General features: G+C 69.4%; 14 protein-coding genes. 11 read left to right on the forward strand and 3 right to left on the reverse strand.

Annotated features, from left to right (window positions below):
* Nucleotides 1-198 precede the first annotated feature (198 nt).
* On the forward strand, nt 199-2,919 hold the full coding sequence (acnA, locus tag ACFYMP_RS11960; RefSeq protein WP_388854604.1) for an aconitate hydratase AcnA: 2,721 nt from the start codon (nt 199-201) through the stop codon (nt 2,917-2,919).
* A 312-nt stretch (nt 2,920-3,231) separates the two neighbouring features.
* On the opposite strand, the gene ACFYMP_RS11965 is transcribed toward acnA, so the two are convergent.
* Entirely contained in the window at nt 3,232-3,636 is a 405-nt protein-coding gene (locus ACFYMP_RS11965; RefSeq protein ID WP_388854607.1) for a VOC family protein, read from the reverse strand.
* 473 nt (nt 3,637-4,109) lie between these two features.
* Here ACFYMP_RS11965 and ngcE point away from each other — a divergent pair, with 473 nt between their 5' ends.
* From ngcE to ACFYMP_RS12010, 9 genes are all read left to right on the forward strand, one after another.
* Nucleotides 4,110-5,555 carry an N-acetylglucosamine/diacetylchitobiose ABC transporter substrate-binding protein gene (ngcE, locus tag ACFYMP_RS11970; protein WP_388854610.1) on the forward strand — a complete coding sequence of 482 codons (1,446 nt, stop codon included), beginning with the start codon at nt 4,110-4,112 and terminating at the stop codon, nt 5,553-5,555.
* Between the two features lie 106 nt (nt 5,556-5,661).
* Nucleotides 5,662-6,585, forward strand: a complete 924-nt coding sequence (locus tag ACFYMP_RS11975) for a carbohydrate ABC transporter permease (RefSeq protein WP_388854613.1) — start codon at nt 5,662-5,664, stop codon at nt 6,583-6,585.
* On the forward strand, nt 6,585-7,517 hold the full coding sequence (locus ACFYMP_RS11980) for a carbohydrate ABC transporter permease (protein ID WP_388854616.1): 933 nt from the start codon (nt 6,585-6,587) through the stop codon (nt 7,515-7,517). The genes ACFYMP_RS11975 and ACFYMP_RS11980 overlap by 1 nt, the downstream gene beginning before the upstream one ends.
* A gap of 323 nt (nt 7,518-7,840) precedes the next feature.
* Nucleotides 7,841-9,040 carry an ROK family protein gene (locus ACFYMP_RS11985; RefSeq protein ID WP_388854619.1) on the forward strand — a complete coding sequence of 400 codons (1,200 nt, stop codon included), beginning with the start codon at nt 7,841-7,843 and terminating at the stop codon, nt 9,038-9,040.
* Between the two features lie 119 nt (nt 9,041-9,159).
* Nucleotides 9,160-10,290, forward strand: coding sequence for a substrate-binding domain-containing protein (locus tag ACFYMP_RS11990; RefSeq protein WP_388854622.1), 1,131 nt, complete (start codon nt 9,160-9,162; stop codon nt 10,288-10,290).
* Between the two features lie 202 nt (nt 10,291-10,492).
* Complete coding sequence (locus ACFYMP_RS11995; RefSeq protein WP_388854625.1) at nt 10,493-11,281, forward strand: ATP-binding cassette domain-containing protein; 789 nt, start codon at nt 10,493-10,495, stop codon at nt 11,279-11,281.
* Nucleotides 11,278-12,585, forward strand: a complete 1,308-nt coding sequence (locus ACFYMP_RS12000; protein ID WP_388854628.1) for a sugar ABC transporter permease — start codon at nt 11,278-11,280, stop codon at nt 12,583-12,585. Before ACFYMP_RS11995 ends, ACFYMP_RS12000 begins: the two co-directional genes overlap by 4 nt.
* Before the next feature lie 228 nt (nt 12,586-12,813).
* A complete protein-coding gene (gene dxs, locus ACFYMP_RS12005; RefSeq protein ID WP_388854631.1) occupies nt 12,814-14,736 on the forward strand; it encodes a 1-deoxy-D-xylulose-5-phosphate synthase in 1,923 nt (640 codons plus the stop codon).
* Nucleotides 14,737-14,890: 154 nt separating this feature from the next.
* Nucleotides 14,891-16,378, forward strand: a complete 1,488-nt coding sequence (locus ACFYMP_RS12010) for an amino acid permease (protein WP_388854634.1) — start codon at nt 14,891-14,893, stop codon at nt 16,376-16,378.
* 123 nt (nt 16,379-16,501) lie between these two features.
* Here ACFYMP_RS12010 and ACFYMP_RS12015 read toward each other — a convergent pair whose 3' ends face one another.
* Nucleotides 16,502-16,873: an NTP pyrophosphohydrolase gene (locus tag ACFYMP_RS12015; RefSeq protein ID WP_388855155.1), complete on the reverse strand. Its 372-nt coding sequence runs from the start codon at nt 16,871-16,873 to the stop codon at nt 16,502-16,504.
* Nucleotides 16,874-17,050: 177 nt separating this feature from the next.
* Here ACFYMP_RS12015 and ACFYMP_RS12020 point away from each other — a divergent pair, with 177 nt between their 5' ends.
* Nucleotides 17,051-18,169 carry a hypothetical protein gene (locus ACFYMP_RS12020; RefSeq protein WP_388854637.1) on the forward strand — a complete coding sequence of 373 codons (1,119 nt, stop codon included), beginning with the start codon at nt 17,051-17,053 and terminating at the stop codon, nt 18,167-18,169.
* A 99-nt stretch (nt 18,170-18,268) separates the two neighbouring features.
* Here the strand turns inward: ACFYMP_RS12020 and ACFYMP_RS12025 are convergent, their stop codons facing one another.
* Nucleotides 18,269-19,363, reverse strand: coding sequence for an LCP family protein (locus ACFYMP_RS12025; RefSeq protein ID WP_388854640.1), 1,095 nt, complete (start codon nt 19,361-19,363; stop codon nt 18,269-18,271).
* Between the last annotated feature and the right edge of the window lie 276 nt (nt 19,364-19,639).

Here is a 19,639-nt window from a genome sequence, read left to right on the forward strand (position 1 = left end):
GGCGTTCCGGGGCGGGCCGGGGCATGACCGGGCGCGCCGGGTGTACTAGAGTTATCTCGACATCGAGATATCTGCCGAGGCGCACCGCGGCCGCCCACCGGTAAGGGTTCCCTAACTAAGCCTTACCTTAGCTGACGGAGCGGGTGATGTGGCGGCAGCATTGCTGGTAGTACGCGCACCAAAATGAAGGAGACTGTCGTGTCGGCGAACAGCTTCGACGCCCGCAGCACGCTGCGCGTGGGCGACGAGTCGTATGAGATCTTCAGGCTGGACAAGGTCGAGGGCTCTGCTCGCCTTCCCTACAGCCTCAAGGTGCTGCTGGAGAACCTGCTGCGCACCGAGGACGGCGCGAACATCACCGCCGACCACATCCGGTCCGTCGGCGGCTGGGACTCCCAGGCGCAGCCGAGCCAGGAAATCCAGTTCACCCCCGCCCGCGTGATCATGCAGGACTTCACCGGCGTTCCCTGCGTCGTGGACCTCGCCACCATGCGTGAGGCCGTGAAGGAGCTGGGCGGTGACCCGGCGAAGATCAACCCGCTGGCCCCCGCCGAGCTGGTCATCGACCACTCGGTCATCGCCGACAAGTTCGGCACCAACGACGCCTTCGCGCAGAACGTCGAGCTGGAGTACGGCCGCAACCGCGAGCGTTACCAGTTCCTGCGCTGGGGCCAGACCGCCTTCGACGAGTTCAAGGTCGTCCCCCCGGGCACCGGCATCGTCCATCAGGTGAACATCGAGCACCTCGCGCGTACCGTCATGGTCCGGGGCGGCCAGGCCTACCCCGACACCCTCGTCGGCACCGACTCGCACACCACCATGGTCAACGGCCTCGGTGTGCTCGGCTGGGGCGTCGGCGGCATCGAGGCCGAGGCCGCGATGCTGGGCCAGCCGGTCTCGATGCTCATCCCGCGCGTCGTCGGCTTCAAGCTGACCGGTGAGCTGAAGCCCGGCACGACCGCCACCGACCTCGTCCTCACGATCACCGAGATGCTGCGCAAGCACGGCGTCGTCGGCAAGTTCGTCGAGTTCTACGGTGAGGGCGTCGCCGCCACCTCGCTGGCCAACCGCGCCACCATCGGCAACATGTCGCCCGAGTTCGGCTCCACCGCCGCGATCTTCCCGATCGACGAGGAGACCCTCAACTACCTGCGCCTGACGGGCCGCGACGCCCAGCAGGTCGCGCTGGTCGAGGCGTACGCCAAGGAGCAGGGGCTGTGGCTGGACCCGGCCGCCGAGCCGGACTTCTCCGAGAAGCTGGAGCTCGACCTCTCCACGGTCGTCCCCTCCATCGCCGGCCCCAAGCGCCCGCAGGACCGCATCATCCTGGCCGAGGCCAAGGAGAAGTTCGCCTCCGACGTACGCAACTACGTCTCCGAGGTGGGCATCGACGAGGCGGGCGAGGAGTCCTTCCCCGCCTCCGACTCCCCGGCCGTCCACAACGGCGTGCCGACCAAGCCGACCCTGGTCACCGCCGAGGACGGCTCGACGTACGAGATCGACCACGGCGCCGTCACCGTCGCCGCGATCACCTCCTGCACCAACACCTCGAACCCCTACGTCATGGTCGCCGCGGCGCTCGTGGCCAAGAAGGCCGTCGAGAAGGGCCTGACCCGCAAGCCCTGGGTCAAGACCACCCTGGCCCCCGGTTCCAAGGTCGTCACCGACTACTTCGACAAGGCGGGGCTGACCCCCTACCTCGACAAGGTCGGCTTCAATCTGGTCGGTTACGGCTGCACCACCTGCATCGGCAACTCGGGCCCGCTGCCCGAGGAGGTCTCGAAGGCGGTCAACGAGGCCGACCTCGCGGTGACCTCGGTGCTCTCCGGCAACCGCAACTTCGAGGGCCGGATCAACCCCGACGTCAAGATGAACTACCTGGCCTCCCCGCCGCTGGTCGTCGCGTACGCCATCGCGGGCTCCATGAAGGTGGACATCACCAAGGACGCCCTGGGTATCGACCAGGACGGCAAGCCGGTGCACCTCGCCGACATCTGGCCGACCGAGGCCGAGGTGAACGACGTGGTCGCCAACGCCATCGGCGAGGACATGTTCAACAAGTCCTACGCCGACGTCTTCGCGGGCGACGCCCAGTGGCAGGCGCTGCCGATCCCGACCGGCAACACCTTCGAGTGGGACAGCGAGTCCACCTACGTCCGCAAGCCCCCGTACTTCGAGGGCATGGAGATGGAGCCGGCCCCGGTCGAGGACATCACCGGCGCCCGGGTGCTCGCCAAGCTCGGCGACTCGGTCACCACCGACCACATCTCCCCGGCCGGTGCGATCAAGGCCGACACCCCGGCCGGCAAGTACCTCACCGAGCACGGTGTCGAGCGTCGTGACTTCAACTCCTACGGTTCCCGCCGGGGCAACCACGAGGTCATGATCCGCGGCACCTTCGCCAACATCCGCCTGCGCAACCAGATCGCGCCGGGCACCGAGGGCGGCTACACGCGCGACTTCACGCAGGAGGACGCCCCCGTCTCCTTCATCTACGACGCCTCGCGCAACTACATCGAGCAGGGCACCCCGCTCGTCGTCCTCGCGGGCAAGGAGTACGGCTCCGGCTCCTCCCGCGACTGGGCCGCCAAGGGCACCGCGCTGCTCGGCGTCAAGGCCGTCATCGCCGAGTCCTACGAGCGCATCCACCGCTCCAACCTCATCGGCATGGGCGTCCTCCCGCTCCAGTACCCCGAGGGCGCGAGCGCCGAGGCCCTGGGCCTGACCGGCGAGGAGACCTTCTCCTTCACCGGCGTGACGGAGCTGAACAACGGCACCACCCCGCGCACCGTCAAGGTCACCACCGACACGGGCGTCGAGTTCGACGCGGTCGTCCGTATCGACACCCCCGGCGAGGCGGACTACTACCGCAACGGCGGCATCATGCAGTACGTGCTGCGCTCCCTGATCCGCAAGTAGCGGGCAGGCGCACCGCTCCCGCCGGGCCCTCGCGCCCCGGCGGGAGCGGCGCGCCGCACCCCGCGCAGGGCCCCCTTCCGCGTGCGGAAGGGGGCCCTGCGCGCTTGCGCCGGCGCGCGGTACGCCCACCGGCCCCACTGAGCCCCCGGGCCACGTGGGGTCGAGCGTGAACAGCGTCACGAAGTGGTCTTCTTCGCCGGCGGTTCGGAGTAGTGCGGGAACAGGGACGAACGCGGGCGAGTGCGGAAGAGCACGGGGAACAGCGGGCCGCCGCGGGCCGCGTGGTCGCCACCCGTCCCCGTGCCCCGCTCCCTAACCGGCCGCGGGCGGCAGGATCTGCGCGATCTCCCACACGTGCCCCGCCGGATCGGCGAACGCCGCCGTACGCCGTCCCCAGGGCCGGTCGACCGGCCCGTTGAGCAGGGACACGCCGTGCTGCTCCAGCTCCGCGCAGACCGCGTCCGCGTCCTGCACCGCGAAGGTGAACAGGACTCTGGCACCCGCGTCGGGGCCGGCGACCCCGACGGGCCGTACCAGCGTGTCCGCCTCGCCGGACCGGAGCAGGTTGATCATCAGGTTCTCGAAGCCGACCACCGCCGAGGCCGCGTCCTCGTACACGACGGGCAGGCCGAGGACCGTGCTGTAGAACTCCTTCGCCGCGGGCAGGTCCTCCACGAACAGAGTGATGACCTCGATCTTGTCCAGACCTTTGATCATGCCGTTCTCTCCTTTCAGCGCTGTGCGCGACCACGACCGCCAGGGTTCCGGCCGGGCAACGGAGTTCGTCCCGGCCCGGAACAATCTCCTCGGCCCGCATCGCGAAAAACGGCTCTGAGCAGGGGCGTTGGGTGCAAGGGCCGGTTCCTCTCGTTTCCGCGAGGTCTCAACTAGGGAAAGACTGACGGCCGATGGGGCTCTTGATCTTGCCCCTGTGACGGGAAGTGGACTATACCTGTCGGCGTCCGCCCGGCCGGGTTTTCACCACCGGGCGCGACCAGGGGAACGGGGGAGACGACGGGCGCGCGGCGCCGGTCCGGTTCCGCCGCGCCTTCGGCGTACGCGTACGTCCAGTCACGTGTTCCCGCCACGCACGACAGAGCAACTTCAGCACGACCCCAGCTTCACTTCACCGCGGTGCCGGGGAAGGTCCGGTTCACCGCCTGAGTCCTGATGAAGGCGAGGACTTGAGCATGGGATCTTCCGCAGCGCGCCCCCAAGGTGTCGGCCGCCGTGATCTGATCAAGCGTTCCGCGGCACTCGGCATCGTCGCCGTGCCCACCATGAGTTTCCTGGCGTCCTGCGCGAGCAGCGACAGCGGCTCGGAGGACAAGAAGGTCGACAAGGGGGAGAAGAGCGACAAGAACCCGCTCGGCGTCAACGACAGCGCTCCCCTCGACTTCGTCCTGTTCGACGGCGGTTTCGGCACCGAGTACGCCGAGGACGCGGTCAAGCTCTACGAGAAGAACCACCCCAAGGCCAAGGTCAAGTTCACCCCGACGCAGAAGATCCAGTCGGAGCTCCAGCCGCGGTTCAACGGCGGCACCCCGCCCGACCTGATCGACAACTCCGGTGCCGAGCAGATGGACATGGGTGTCCTGATCGGCAAGAAGCAGCTCGCCGACCTCACCGCCCTGCTGGACGCCCCCTCGGCCGACGACCCGAAGAAGAAGGTCCGCGACACCCTGCGGCCCGGCATCGTCGAGATGGGCCAGTACGACGGCGAGGCGTGTTACGTCTTCAACTACGCCTACACGGTCTACGGCGTGTGGTACTCGCAAACCGCCCTGGACAAGCTGGAGGTGGAGTACCCGGAGACCTGGGACGACATGCTCAGCGTGTGCGCCAAGGCGAAGAAGAAGGGCATCGCCGGCTGGACGTACGCGGGCAAGTACCCGTACTACCTCCCCTTCTCGCTGTTCCCCTTCATCGGCAAGATCGGTGGCCGCGCGGTCCTCGACAAGATCGACAACCTGGAGCCGAACGCCTGGAAGGACCCGGCGGTCAAGGCCGGCTTCGAGGCGTACTACGAGCTGTACAAGAAGGGTTACGTCCTCAAGGGCACGCCCGGCCTCGACCACATCCAGTCGCAGACCGAATGGACCAAGGGCAAGGCCCTGTTCCTCCCCAACGGCTCCTGGGTGGAGAACGAGGCGGCGAAGACCACGCCCAAGGACTTCCAGATGAAGGTGGCCGCGCCCTCCAGCCTGGACAGCTCCGACAAGCTGCCCTTCGGGACGCTGTGGGCCTCGGGCGGTGAGCCCTTCATCGTGCCGAAGAACGCGAAGAACCCCGACGGCGGCATGGAGCAGCTGCGCCTGATGCTGTCGGAGGCGTCCTCGAAGAACTTCACCACCAAGGTGAAGTCGCTCTCGGCCTTCAACGGCGGCACCGACGGGCTCGAACTGTCCACCGCCCTCCAGTCCGGGATCGACAGCCTGGCCAAGGCCGGTGACAACGTGCTCAACCCGCGCCTGCAGGACTGGTACGTCGAGCTGAACAAGCAGAAGATCGGCGTCGGCGTGCTCGGCGAGATGATGGCCGGCCGCATGACCCCGGCCGAGGCCGTCAAGAAGTGCCAGCAGTACGCCGACGCGGCTGCCAAGGACAGCTCCCTCACGCACTACAAGCACCGCTAGGGATCGTCCCGTCCGGAGGTCGCCGCCCCCGCGAGGGGCGGCGGCCTCCGGCTCCCGTCGGCAGCAGCACGGCGCAACCCGCCGCAGATTCGGGGTCGGTAGACACATGCAGCACGGCAAGTACCGGTTCATCGCCGGTTTCCTGATCGTCCCACTGGCGATATACGCGGTCTTTGTCATATGGCCGTTCATCCAGGCCATCTACTACTCGTTCACCGACTGGACGGGCCTGAGCCCCGAGTTCAAGATGGTGGGCTTCGACAACTACACCAAGATGTTCGACGACGACACCTTCTGGAAGTCGGCGCAGCACAGCATCACCTACGTGCTCCTGCTGCCCGTGGTCGTCCTCGGCATCGCGCTCTTCCTGGCCTTCATGGTCAACGTGGGCGGCAGGCGCCGCAAGGGCGCCGCCATCGCCGGGGTCCGCGGCTCCGCCTTCTACAAGATCGTCTACTTCTTCCCGCAGGTGCTGTCCATCGCGATCGTGGCGCTGCTCTTCCAGTTCGCGTACAACCCCAAGAGCGGGGCGCTCAACTCGGTGCTGCGCGGGATCGGTCTGGGCAGCGTCCAGCCGAACTGGCTCGGCGACCCGAACCTCGCCCTGTGGTGCATCATGGCCGTCCTCGTATGGACCCAGGTCGGCTTCTTCGTGGTGCTGTTCTCCGCCGGGATGGCCTCCATCCCCAAGGACTACTACGAGGCCGCGCTGCTGGACGGGGCGAGCCGCTTCACCACCTTCTTCCGCATCACCCTGCCGCTGCTGTGGGACACCGTGCAGTCCGGCTGGGTGTACATGGGCATCCTCTCGCTGGGCGCCGAGGCGTTCGCCGTCGTCCAGATCATGTCGGTGGGCCCCGGTGGCCCCGCCGACTCCACCACCGTGCTGCCCCTGCTCGTCTACCAGAAGGCGTTCCGGGACGGGCAGGCGGGCTATGCGACCACCATCGGCGTCGCCCTGCTGATCATCACGCTGATCTTCTCGGCCATCGTGATGCGGCTGGGCCGGCGGGAACGGCTGGAGTTCTGATGAAGACCACTGACACCCCTCCGCCCGCCGACGCGGTCCCCGCCGACAAGGTCCCCGGGCCGCGCGCCCCGCTCACGAAGACCGACGCGAGCGGTCGCCAGGGCAAGTCCGGCGGCGTGCTGAACGTCTTCTCACACGGTGTCCTGATCATCTGGGCGATCCTCGTCGTGATGCCGCTGCTGTGGGCGGTGATGACCTCCTTCAAGGACGACGGGTCGATCTTCAACTCGCCCTGGTCGCTGCCCAAGAAGCTGCACTTCGAGAACTGGTCGCGCGCCTGGACCCAGGCGCACATGAGCGACTACTTCCTGCACACCGTGATCGTGGTGTTCTTCTCCCTGGTGGGCACCCTGCTGTTCGGCTCGATGTGCGCCTACGTGCTGGCCCGCTTCGAGTTCCCCGGCAACCGGTTCATCTACTTCCTGTTCGTCGGCGGGATGAGCTTCCCGATCATCCTGGCGCTGGTCCCGCTGTTCTTCGTCATGAAGAACCTCGGCCTGCTCAACACGACGCACGGGCTGATCCTGGTCTACATCGCGTACTCGCTGCCGTTCACGGTCTTCTTCCTGACCTCCTTCTTCAGGACCCTGCCGACCTCGGTCGCCGAGGCCGCGCTCATCGACGGGGCCTCGCACACCCGGACCTTCTTCCAGGTCATGCTGCCGATGGCCAGGCCCGGACTGATCAGCGTCGGCATCTTCAACTTCCTCGGGCAGTGGAACCAGTACCTGCTGCCCACGGTGCTCAACACCGACCCCGACAAGAAGGTGCTCACCCAGGGGCTGGTGGCCCTCGCCACGAGCCAGGGCTACAAGGGCGACTGGTCCGGACTGTTCGCCGGGCTCGTCATGGCGATGCTCCCCGTGCTCGCGGCCTACATCGTCTTCCAGCGCCAGGTCCAGTCGGGCCTCACTGCGGGGGCGCTCAAGTAGCTTCCGCGGCAACCGCGTTCACCGCGCGCCCCCGACAGCGCCCGGTGCCGTGTCCGGAGAGGACGCGGCACCGGGCGCACTCACGCGCGCTCCGCGGCCCCTGACTTGGCGAATCCTCCCGAGGCGGACTTGGCGAATCCTCCCGACGCGCACCACATCGCCACATACCCACTCGGTTTCGGCCTGGCTCAAGGACTTGACTGCGGTAACCCGGACAGCGGAGTTTGGAGTTCACAACTTGTACGTGGCCGGGGTCACTCCCAGTGACCGGTCGCGGACGGACCGTCAGGGCCGTCCGGTCGAGGGCAGGAGTGGATGGGTCAATGGAGACTCCGGGGTCGCAGTCGTCTCTGCACCGGGCCAATCTGGAACGTGTCGTCCGGGCGGTGCGGCTCGCCGGCTCGCTGACACAGGCGGAGATCGCGAGGACGACCGGCCTGTCCGCCGCCACCGTCTCCAACATCGTCCGCGAGCTGCGGGAGGGCGGCACCGTCGAGGTGACGCCGACCTCGGCGGGCGGCCGGCGCGCGCGCAGCGTCTCGCTCAGCGGCAACGCGGGCATCGTGATCGGCGTCGACTTCGGCCACACGCACCTGCGGGTCGCCCTCGGCAACCTCGCCCATCAGGTGCTCGCCGAGGAGTCCGAGCCGCTGGACGTCGACGCCTCCGCCGCGCAGGGCCTGGACCGCGCCGAGGAGGTCGTCTCCCGGCTGGTGGCCAGGAGCGGGGTCGACGCCTCCAAGATCGCGGGCGTGGGGCTCGGCGTGCCGGGACCGATCGACGTGGAGAGCGGGACCCTCGGCTCCACCGCCATACTGCCCGGCTGGACGGGCACCCGTCCCGCGCAGGAGCTGAGCGGACGGCTCGGCGTCCCCGTGCACGTCGACAACGACGCCAATCTCGGGGCGCTCGGGGAACTCGTGTGGGGCGCCGGCCGCGGCGTCAAGGACCTCGCGTACATCAAGGTGGCCAGCGGCGTCGGCGCCGGTCTGGTGATCGACGGGCGGATCTACCGGGGCCCCGGCGGCACCGCGGGCGAGATCGGGCACATCACCCTCGACGAGTCCGGGCCGGTGTGCCGCTGCGGCAACCGCGGCTGCCTGGAGACCTTCACGGCCGCCCGGTACGTCCTGCCGCTCCTGCACTCCAGCCACGGCACCGACCTCACCCTGGAGCGGATGGTGCGGCTGGCCCGGGACGGGGACCCCGGCTGCCGCCGCGTCGTGGGCGACGTGGGCCGCCACATCGGCAGCGGGGTCGCCAATCTCTGCAATCTCCTCAACCCCCGCCGGGTCGTCCTCGGCGGAGACCTCGCGGAGGCCGGGGAGCTGGTCCTCGGGCCCATCAGGGAGTCCGTGGGGCGCTACGCCATCCCCAGCGCCGGGCGGCAGCTTCGGGTCCTTCCCGGGGCCCTGGGGGGCCGCGCGGAGGTCCTCGGCGCCCTCGCCCTCGCCCTGAGCGAAATGGGCGATTCGGCCCTTTTGGACGAATCCGTGAAGTCCTCTACACCTGCCTTCACTTAGAGAACGCATGACACCGTTGCCATCTCGTTAAGTATTTACTCCTTGACGCCGACCTGTGAGCCGAGTTGACTTCCAGCCACCTCGGCCGCAGCGACGCGGCCTCGTCAGGGAGGTTCCACATGAACACGCGCATGCGTCGTGCCGCCATCGCTTTCGCAGCCACCTCAATGGCCGTCTCTCTCGCCGCCTGTGGCAGCGCCAAGGAGTCGGACGACGGCAAGAAGAGCGACGACAAGGCCTCGGCCCCGGCCAAGAGCAAGGGCGACGCGCTGAAGATAGGTCTGCTCCTTCCGGAGAACCAGACCGCGCGCTACGAGAAGTTCGACAAGCCGCTCATCACCGCCAAGGTCAAGGAACTGACCAACGGCAAGGGGCAGGTCCTCTACAACAACGCGAAGCAGGACGCGAGCGTCCAGGCCCAGCAGGTCGACACCATGATCACCAACAAGGTGGACGTGCTGATCGTCGACGCGGTGGACGCCAAGGCCATCCGCAGCTCCGTGCAGAAGGCCGTGGACGACGGCATCAAGGTCGTCGCGTACGACCGCCTGGCCGAGGGCCCGATCTCCGCCTACACCTCCTTCGACAACAAGGCCGTGGGCGTCGCCCAGGGCGAGGCCCTGCTCAAGGAGCTGGGTGACAAGGCGAAGAAGGGCAAGATCGTCATGATGAACGGGTCGGCCACCGACCCGAACGCCGGCGACTACAAGGCGGGCGCGCACTCCGCGCTCGACGGCAAGGTCAACGTCGGCAAGGAGTACGACACCAAGGAGTGGAAGCCGGAGAACGCCAACTCCAACATGGAGGGCGCCATCTCCGCCCTGGGCAAGAAGAACATCGTGGGTGTCTACTCCGCGAACGACGGCATGGCCGGCGGTATCATCACCGCCCTCAAGGCCGCCGGTATCAGCCCGCTCCCGCCGGTCACCGGCCAGGACGCCGAGCTGGGCGCCGTGCAGCGCATCATCTCCGGCGACCAGTTCATGAGCGTCTACAAGTCCTACCCGCAGGAGGCCAACACGGTCGCCGAGCTGGCCGTCGCGGTCGGCAAGGGTGAGGACCTGGCCTCCATCGCGCCCGACAAGGTCGACAGCGCCACCACGAAGGCCGTCCCGAGCAAGATCATCCCGGTTGTCTCGCTGACCAAGGACAACATCTCGGACACCGTGCTCAAGGAGAAGTTCTACAAGCTCAGCGAGATCTGCACCAAGAACTACAAGGCGGCCTGCGACAAGCTCGGCCTCAAGTAGTCCTTCCGGGCCGGGCCCCCGCAGACCAGCGCCCCCGGCCCGCGCCACCCCGAGACCTGTCCGGCACCTCGCCCCGTCAACTGTCCCGCTACGGGGGCGGGGTGCCGGACGGACCAACGGTGGCCCCCAATCTTTCTGCTCTACCCTTTCCGCGCCCACACCCCCCGGGCGCGGCATCCCCGCCGGTCAGGCGGCGAAGGAGATGGTTCACGTGTCCGCTGCGCCCGTGTTGGCGTTGCGCGGGGTCTCCAAGCGATTCGGTGCCGTCCAGGCGCTCACCGATGTCGAGCTTGAGGTCCACGCCGGTGAAGTGGTCGCCCTGGTGGGCGACAACGGAGCCGGAAAGTCCACCCTGGTCAAGACGATCGCGGGTGTGCACCCCATCGATGACGGAGTCATCGAGTGGGAGGGCAGGCCCGTATCGATCAACAAGCCGCACGACGCCCAGGCCCTCGGTATCGCCACCGTGTACCAGGACCTGTCGCTGTGCGACAACATCGACGTGGTCGGCAACCTCTACCTCGGCCGGGAGCTGCGCAGGCGCGGCGTCCTCGACGAGGTCGAGATGGAGCGTCGCGCGCGCGAGCTGCTCACCACGCTGTCGATCCGCATCCCGAGCGTCCGCATCCCGATCGCCTCGCTCTCCGGCGGTCAGCGCCAGACCGTCGCGATCGCCCGCTCGATGCTCGGCGAGCCCAAGCTCGTCATCCTCGACGAGCCCACCGCCGCCCTCGGCGTCGAGCAGACCGCCCAGGTCCTCGACCTCGTCGAGCGGCTGCGCGAGCGCGGCCACGCGGTCGTGCTCATCAGCCACAACATGGCCGACGTCAAGGCGGTCGCCGACAAGGTCGCCGTCCTGCGCCTCGGCAGCAACAACGGCGTCTTCGACGTGAAGACGACCTCGCAGGAAGAGATCATCTCCGCCATCACCGGAGCCACGGAGAACGCCGTGACCCGCCGCGCGGCCCGTAGCGTGGGAGTGCAGAAGTGAGCACCGACAACACCTCCGTGGACACCTCGAAGAGTGGCGGTGTGAAGGACAGCGTGGGCAACCCCGACGCCGCCGCCGACGCCGTCACCGCCATCGACCCCCGGCTGCTCGTCCGCGAGCAGGGCTTCGGCGGGTACGTGTCCGAGTTCAAGCGCAAGATACGCGGCGGCGAGCTGGGCACCATGCCCGTCGTCGCCGGCCTCATCGTCATCTGGATCATCTTCGCGAGCCTCAACGGTGGCTTCCTGACCGCGGGCAACCTCACCGCCATGAGCATCACCATGGTCGGCACGGGGCTCATCGCGGTCGGCATCGTCTTCGTCCTGCTGCTCGGCGAGATCGACCTCTCGGTCGGTTCGGTCAGCGGTGTGGCGGGAGCCCTCTCCGCGGTTCTCTCGGTCAACAAGGGCGTACCGGACAGCCTGGCGATCCTCATCGCGATCGTCACCTGCGTCGTGATCGGCGCCGTGCACGGCTTCTTCTTCGCCCGGATCGGCGCCCCGGCCTTCGCGGTCACCCTGGCCGGCCTGCTGTTCTGGCAGGGCTTCATGCTCCAGATCCTCGGCGACAACGGGACGATCAACCTCAACCCCGACGGCATGATCGTCAAGCTCACCACGTACTACTTCTCCGACGTGGCCGTGGCCTACGGTCTCGCGGTCCTCGCGGTGGCGGGCTTCTTCCTCAGCTCCTTCCTGGACGCGCGCCGCCGTCAGGCCGTCGGCGTCCCCTCGCGGCCGCTGAGTGAGATCATCCTGCGCTCCGCGCTGCTCGCCGTCCTCGCCTTCGCCGTCGCCATCATGCTCAACCAGTACAAGGGCACCCCCCTGGCACTGGTGATCTTCCTGGCGCTGGTGATCATCACGGACTTCGTGCTGCGCCGCACCTCCTACGGGCGCAAGATCTTCGCGCTCGGTGGCAGCGTGGAGGCGTCCCGCCGGGCCGGCATCAACGTCGTCCTGATCCGCATCTCGGTCTTCGCCATCGCGGGCGGCTTCGCGGCGGCCGGCGGTCTTTTCCTGGCCTCCAAGATCGCCACCGCCAACCAGGGCGCCGGCACCGGTGAACTCCTGATGAACGCCATCGCGGCGGCCGTCATCGGCGGTACGAGCCTCTTCGGTGGCCGGGGAAGCACCTGGCACGCGCTGCTCGGTGTCCTCGTGATCAGCTCGATCCAGAACGGTCTGGCCCTGCAGGGTGTCGCCACCCCGATCGTCTACATGGTCACCGGTGGCGTGCTGCTGGCCACCGTCGTGATCGACTCCGTCACCCGGAAGACCCAGAAGTCCGCGGGCCGCGCCTGAGCCCGAACGGCCCTGTGGCCACCGCCGGTGCCCGGTCTTCCCTCGTGGGAGGCCGGGCACCGGCGCGTGCGCCCGCCGTCGCCGGGGTGGATCATGGCCGTGACACGCGCTCGCGCGTGACGCACCTCGCCCGCCGCCGACGTTCCCCGGCACCCGCCGGACCGTCGGCAGGGCCTAGACTCACTGGATTCGGAAAGCTCGAACAGCTCTTACTGCAAGGAGGCACGGGTGCCGCTGCTGACCCGCATCACGGGACCGCGCGATCTGGACCGGCTCAGCCCTGAGCAGCTCGACCAGCTGGCCGAGGAGATCCGGACCTTCCTGGTGGAGGCGGTCTCCAAGACCGGCGGTCACCTGGGGCCCAACCTCGGTGTCGTCGAGCTGACCCTCGCCCTGCACCGGGTGTTCGACTCCCCCCGGGACCGGGTCCTGTTCGACACCGGCCACCAGTCCTACGTGCACAAGCTGCTCACCGGCCGCCAGGACTTCTCGAAGCTGCGCACCAGGGGCGGCCTCTCGGGCTACCCCTCGCGCGCCGAGTCCGAGCACGACGTCATCGAGAACAGCCACGCCTCGACCGTCCTGGGCTGGGCCGACGGACTGGCCAAGGCCAATCAGGTCCTCAGGAAGGACGACCACGTCGTGGCCGTCATCGGGGACGGCGCCCTGACCGGCGGCATGGCCTGGGAGGCGCTGAACAACATCGCCGCCGCCAAGGACCGCCCGCTGATCATCGTCGTCAACGACAACGAGCGCTCCTACGGGCCGACCATCGGCGGCCTCGCCGACCACCTGGCGACCCTGCGCACCACCGACGGCTACGAGCGCTTCCTGACCCGCGGCAAGGACCTCCTGGAGCGCACCCCCGTCGTGGGCCGCCCGCTCTACGAGACGCTGCACGGGGCGAAGAAGGGCCTGAAGGACTTCATCGCCCCGCAGGGCATGTTCGAGGACCTCGGCCTCAAGTACGTCGGCCCGATCGACGGCCACGACATCGAGGCCCTGGAGTCCGCGCTGACCCGCGCCAAGCGCTTCGGCGGCCCGGTCATCGTGCACTGCCTCACCCAGAAGGGCCGCGGCTACGAGCCGGCCGAGCACGACGAGGCCGACCGCTTCCACGGCATCGGCCCCATCCACCCCGACACCGGCCTGCCGGTCAAGACCGCCGCGGCGAGCTGGACCTCGGTCTTCGGCGACGAGATGGTGCGGCTGGGCGAGGAACGCGAGGACATCGTCGCGATCACCGCCGCGATGCTCCAGCCGGTCGGCCTCAAGAAGTTCGCCGACGCCTTCCCCGGGCGGGTCTACGACGTCGGCATCGCCGAGCAGCACGCCGCCGTCTCCGCGGCCGGCCTCGCGACCGGCGGACTGCACCCCGTCTTCGCCGTCTACGCGACCTTCCTCAACCGCGCCTTCGACCAAGTCCTCATGGACGTCGCCCTGCACAAGTGCGGGGTCACCTTCGTCCTGGACCGCGCCGGGGTCACCGGGGACGACGGCGCCTCGCACAACGGCATGTGGGACATGTCGCTGCTCCAGGTGGTGCCGGGCCTGCGCATCGCCGCCCCGCGCGACGCCGAGCAGCTGCGCGGACAGCTGCGCGAGGCCGTCCAGGTCGAGGACGCGCCGACCGTCGTGCGCTACTCCAAGGGCGTCGTGGGCCCCGCCGTCCCCGCCGTCGACCGGGTCGGCGGCATGGACGTCCTGCGCGAGCCGGGCACCGCGAAGCCCGACGTGCTCCTCGTCTCCGTCGGCGCGCTCGCCCCGATGTGCCTGGAGGTCGCCGCCCTCCTCGACAAGCAGGGCATCTCCACCACCGTCGTCGACCCGCGCTGGGTCAAGCCCGTCGACGAGGCCCTCGCCCCGCTCGCCGAACGCCACCGCGTCGTCGTCACCGTCGAGGACAACAGCCGGGTCGGCGGCGTCGGCTCCGCGATCGCCCAGGCCCTGCGCGACGCGGGTGTGGACCTGCCGCTGCGCGACTTCGGCATCCCGCCGCGCTTCCTCGACCACGCCTCCCGCAAGGAGGTGCTCGCGGAGATCGGGCTCACCGCGCCCGACATCGCCCGCCAGGTCACCGGCCTGGTCGCGGAGCTGGACGGCCGCTTTGAGCACCCCGAGTCCTCCTCCGTGGAGACCGCGCGCGACTGACCCGGGCCCCTTCCGGCCGAGTCCTGCGGGCCGCCTTCGCCACTCCTTGCGGGTGGTGGTGGCGGCCCGTTCGCGTGAAACCGCGCCTGCGGGGGCATACGTGGCCCATCACTCTCCCGATCATGCGAGGACGCCGAGCGTGGGAGGTACGCCCGTGAGCAGCCGCAGCATTTTCCGCACCAAGAACATCGAACAGTCCATCAAGGACACCGAGGAGCCCGAGCACGCTCTCAAGAAATCCCTGTCCGCCCTCGACCTGACCGTCTTCGGCGTCGGCGTGGTCATCGGCACCGGAATCTTCGTCCTCACCGGGAAGGTGGCCAAGCAGAACGCCGGGCCCTCGGTCGCCGTGGCCTTCGCGGTCGCCGGGGTGGTGTGCGCGCTCGCCGCCCTCTGTTACGCCGAGTTCTCCTCGACGGTCCCGGTGGCCGGCTCCGCCTACACCTTCTCCTACGCCTCCCTCGGGGAGTTCCCCGCCTGGATCATCGGCTGGGACCTGATCCTCGAACTCGCCCTCGGCGCGGCGGTGGTCGCGGTCGGCTGGTCCGGGTACATCCGCTCACTCCTGGACTCGGCGGGCTTCCACCTGCCCCAGGCGCTCAGCGGCACCCACGGCGGGACGTTCGGCTTCGACCTGCTCGCCGCGCTCCTGGTCCTCGTGCTGACCGGCATCCTCGTGGCGGGCACCAAGCTGTCCTCGCGGGTCACCAACGTGATCGTCGCCGTCAAGGTGACCGTCGTGCTGATCGTGATCGTCGTCGGCGCCTTCCTGGTCACCGGCGCCAACTACGACCCCTTCGTACCGCCCTCCCGGAGCACCGAGGGCGGCAGCGGGCTCGCCGCCCCGCTCATCCAGGTCGTCGCCGGGTTCACCCCGTCCAACTTCGGGATCATGGGCATCTTCACCGCCGCGGCCGTCGTGTTCTTCGCGTTCATCGGCTTCGACGTCGTCGCGACCGCCGCCGAGGAGACCCGCGACCCGCAGCGCGACGTGCCGCGCGGCATCCTCGGCTCCCTCGTCATCTGCACCGTCCTCTACATCGCGGTGTCCGTCGTCGTCACCGGGATGCAGAAGTACACCGAACTGAGCGTGGACGCCCCGCTCGCCGACGCCTTCAAGTCCGTCGGCCACCCCTTCTGGGCCGGGCTCATCAGCTTCGGCGCGGCCGTCGGCCTCACCTCGGTCTGCATGATCCTGCTGCTCGGCCAGACCCGCGTGTTCTTCGCGATGAGCCGGGACGGACTGCTGCCCCAGGCGTTCTCCCGGGTCCACCCCCGCTTCGGCTCGCCCTACCGCTCCACGCTGCTGCTCGGGCTGGTCGTCGCCGCCGTCGCCGGGTTCACCTCGATCGACGAACTCGCCGAACTCGTCAACATCGGGACCCTGTTCGCCTTCGTGGTGGTGGCCCTCGGCGTGATCGTGCTGCGCCGCACCCGGCCCGACCTGGAGCGCTCCTTCCGCACCCCGTTCGTGCCCTGGCTGCCGATCGTCTCGGTCCTCGCCTCGCTGTGGCTCATGCTCAACCTGCCCTCCGAGACCTGGCTGCGGTTCGTCGTCTGGATGGTCGTCGGCTGCGTCGTCTACTTCACGTACGGCCGCTCCCACAGCCGGCTCGACACGGCGTCCGGGACACGTCCGTGAGCCACGGGGGCGGCACCGGGCGCCGGTGGAGCCGCGCGGGACGGCGGCGGGGGGCGGCCGTGGACGCGGCCGTACCGCTCGCGCGGCGCCGAGGCCGACGGCGTACGGGCGAGTGCGGGGCGGTCACGGCCGTACCGTGCGCGGCCCCGCGCACTCGGCGCCCAGGGCCTCGACCCGGCGCCGCAGTTCACGGTCGGCGGTGACGACGAGGGTGGGACCGGGCGCCTCGGCCACCGCCCGCACGATCCGGTCGTCCCCGCTGCCCTCCGCCGCGAGCACCCGCACCCCGGGCACGTCCCCGATCCCGCGCGCCGCGCCCTCCACGACGAGGACCACCTCCAGCGGGGCGGGCCAGCCGGGCAGCCCGGCATCGCCGTAGGGTACGAGGGAGTCGCGCAGCCTGCGGGCGGCGCCCGCGCGGTCGCGCCACCAGCCGTCGGGGACCGCCCCGACCACGTTGGCGCCGTCCACGACGAGGGTGCGGCGGGGACTCAGGGGTTCTGGAGGCTGGTTCACGGACCCATGATGGGGCCGGACAGGGCTCGCAGCGGTACCGGCCGCTCCGGGGCGCGGGGCGTGGTGATTCTATGATGAGCGCTGCTCCCGCCTGCCGACGCGGGCGCGGCGCGGGCCGGAAGCCCGGCCGGAACCACGGGAGGACGACCTCACATCATGCGGGCCAGATCGGACAAGGCGGCACAGGCAGCGGTTTCCCCGACGGCGGCATCGGCGGGCGGGGCGGGCAGCGGCCCGCTCCGGACCCCGCTGGGCCGCTGGCTGCTGCGCGGCAAGGACGGGCGGCTCACCGCGTACGCGCTGACCGCCGAAGGCGTGTCCCGGTGGACGGAGACCCGGCCGGGCGGCCCCGAGTGGTCGGGACCCGACCACTTCCCCGGCCCGCACCTCACGGACCTGACGATCGCGCAGGGCAGGGACGGGTACGCGCATCTCGTCGGCCGCCGGGCGGTTCCCGGGCAGGGGGCGCCCGCGACCACGGACCTCGTGCACGCGGTGCAGTACCAGAGCGGGCGGCCGCTGGCGCCGTTCCGTTCCCTCGGTACGCCGAACCAGACCGCGGACCGCCAGGCACTGATCGGGGTGCCCGCGGTGGTGATCGACACGGTGGGCACGGTGCACGTGCTGGTCCGCAACGCGGGCCGGGGACTCAGCGTGCGCTGGGAGGACAAGACCGGCAAGTGGGCGGCGTGGAAGGACCTCAAGGGCAGCCTGCTCCAGGGGCCCCCGGCCGCCGTCGCGACCGACGCGGGGCGCCTGGAGGCGCTGTGCGCGGGGGAGGGGCCGGCCGGACACTGGGTGCGGCCCCGGCCGGGCGTCGCCATCGAACGCGCGGCGGACATCCCGCTGACGGTCGTCCCCGGCAGCCTCACCGCCCTGGAGACGGCCGAGGACCGGGTCACCTACTACTGGACCGACCCCGAGACCGGGGGAGTCGTCGGCCACCGGCCCGGGGGCTGGCTGCTGCCGCTGGGCGGGGCGCCCGCCGAGGGGCCGGTCAGCGTGGTGCGCGCGTCGCTCGACGGGTACGACTGCACGGTCTTCGCCTACCGGGACGCCTTCGGGCAGATACTGCTCGCCGCGTGCGGCACCGAGAACGAGCAGGGGGGCGTGTGGTGGGCGCCGACCGGCGAGGAGAGCATCGGGCAGCCGGGGCTCGCGGTGGACGCGCACGGCCGCGTGGTCCTCACGACGCTCGGCGCGGACGGGAGGCTGCGGGTGGCCCGGCAGAACGGCGACCCCGGCCTCGCGCTGGCCCCGTCGATCACGGTCTGATCCGGGCCGGCGCGAGGCCGGTGACGGCACAGGGGCGGGGCCCGGTCCTCGGACCGGGCCCCGCCCCTGTGCCGCTGTGACCCGGCTCGCTACGGCGGGTCAGCCACCAGTCGCGGGCGACTTCTTCGCGGACTCGGGGATCTCGGTGTCCTCGCGGATCGCCTTCCACAACTGGCCGGCCTGCGGCTGGGCGGGCACGACGCGGTTGCGGTCCTGCGTGTCGTAGGCGACCGGCAGCATGATGGTGTCCATCGTGTTCGGGTCGATGCCACGCATGCTGCGGGCGAACTCGGCGAGCGAGGTGATCGAGGCGAGGTCCTCGTCGGTGGTGAGCGCCTTGGTGGCCGAGTTGGCGATCTTGACGGCCTTGGTGGGGCTGCCGAGCAGGTCCTGCTTCTTGATCTCGCTGAGCAGCGCCAGCATGAACTGCTGCTGCAGACCGATGCGTCCGAGGTCGCTGCCGTCGCCGTGTCCGTAGCGGGTGCGCACGAACTTGAGCGAGTCGGTCCCGTCGAGCTTGTGGGTGCCCTTCGGCAGGTCGAAGCCGCTCTTGCTGTCGTGGATGTCCTCGTCGGTCGTGACGCTCACCCCGCCGATGGCGTCGACCAGTCCCTTGAAGCCGGCGAAGTCGATCTCCATCATGTGGTCGATGCGGACGTCCGACATCTTCTCGACCGTCTTCACCACACAGGCCGGACCGGCCACCGAGTAGACGGAGTTGAACATGACGCGGTGCGCGGCCGGGAGCGTGCCCCCGTCCTGCTTGACGCACTCGGGACGGTCGATCAGCGTGTCCCGGGGGATGCTCACGGCGACCGCCTGCTGACGGCCCTCCGGTATGTGCACGAGCAGCGCGGTGTCCGAACGGGCACCACTGACGCTGCCCGCGTCCAGCTTCCCGTTGTCCCCGGCCCGGGAATCGGAGCCCAGGACCAGGAGGTTGGTGGCGTTCGAGGCGGTGACCGCCTTCTCGGGGCGGTCCTTGCCCAGCGCCTTGTTGATGTCGACGCCCTTGATGTTTCCGTTGAGGTGCTCGAAGTACCACCAGCCGGTGCCACCCGCGGCGAGCACGATCACGAGCAGGCTCAGCAGAATCCACCGCCCGACGTGCCGTTTGCCGGCCTTCTTGCGCCTGCGGTGGGAGGAGGCCGGCGGCGTGCTCTGGCCTCCGGTCTCGGTTCCGGTCTCGGTCATGCCTGGGCTTCCTCTTCTGCGACGCCTGCTGGTCACACGGGGCAGGGCTCGGGTGGGGGGAGGCGGCCGGCCCGGGGTCGGAGTGGTGCGACTGAACTATAGACACGTTTTCGAGGGGTCATGGTTGCATGGAAGTTGACATCGGGACGGCAGGGGTATGCCCGTATTAGTCGCTTCCTGAATGAAATCTGTTGACAGCATGAACACGACCATGCAGTATGTGTCCACCCTGTGAAGGTCAGGTATTCAATTTTTTGCTGGTGCGCGGGTGGGACA

This window comes from Streptomyces sp. NPDC007088, assembly GCF_042869355.1.
Classification (GTDB): Bacteria; Actinomycetota; Actinomycetes; order Streptomycetales; family Streptomycetaceae; genus Streptomyces.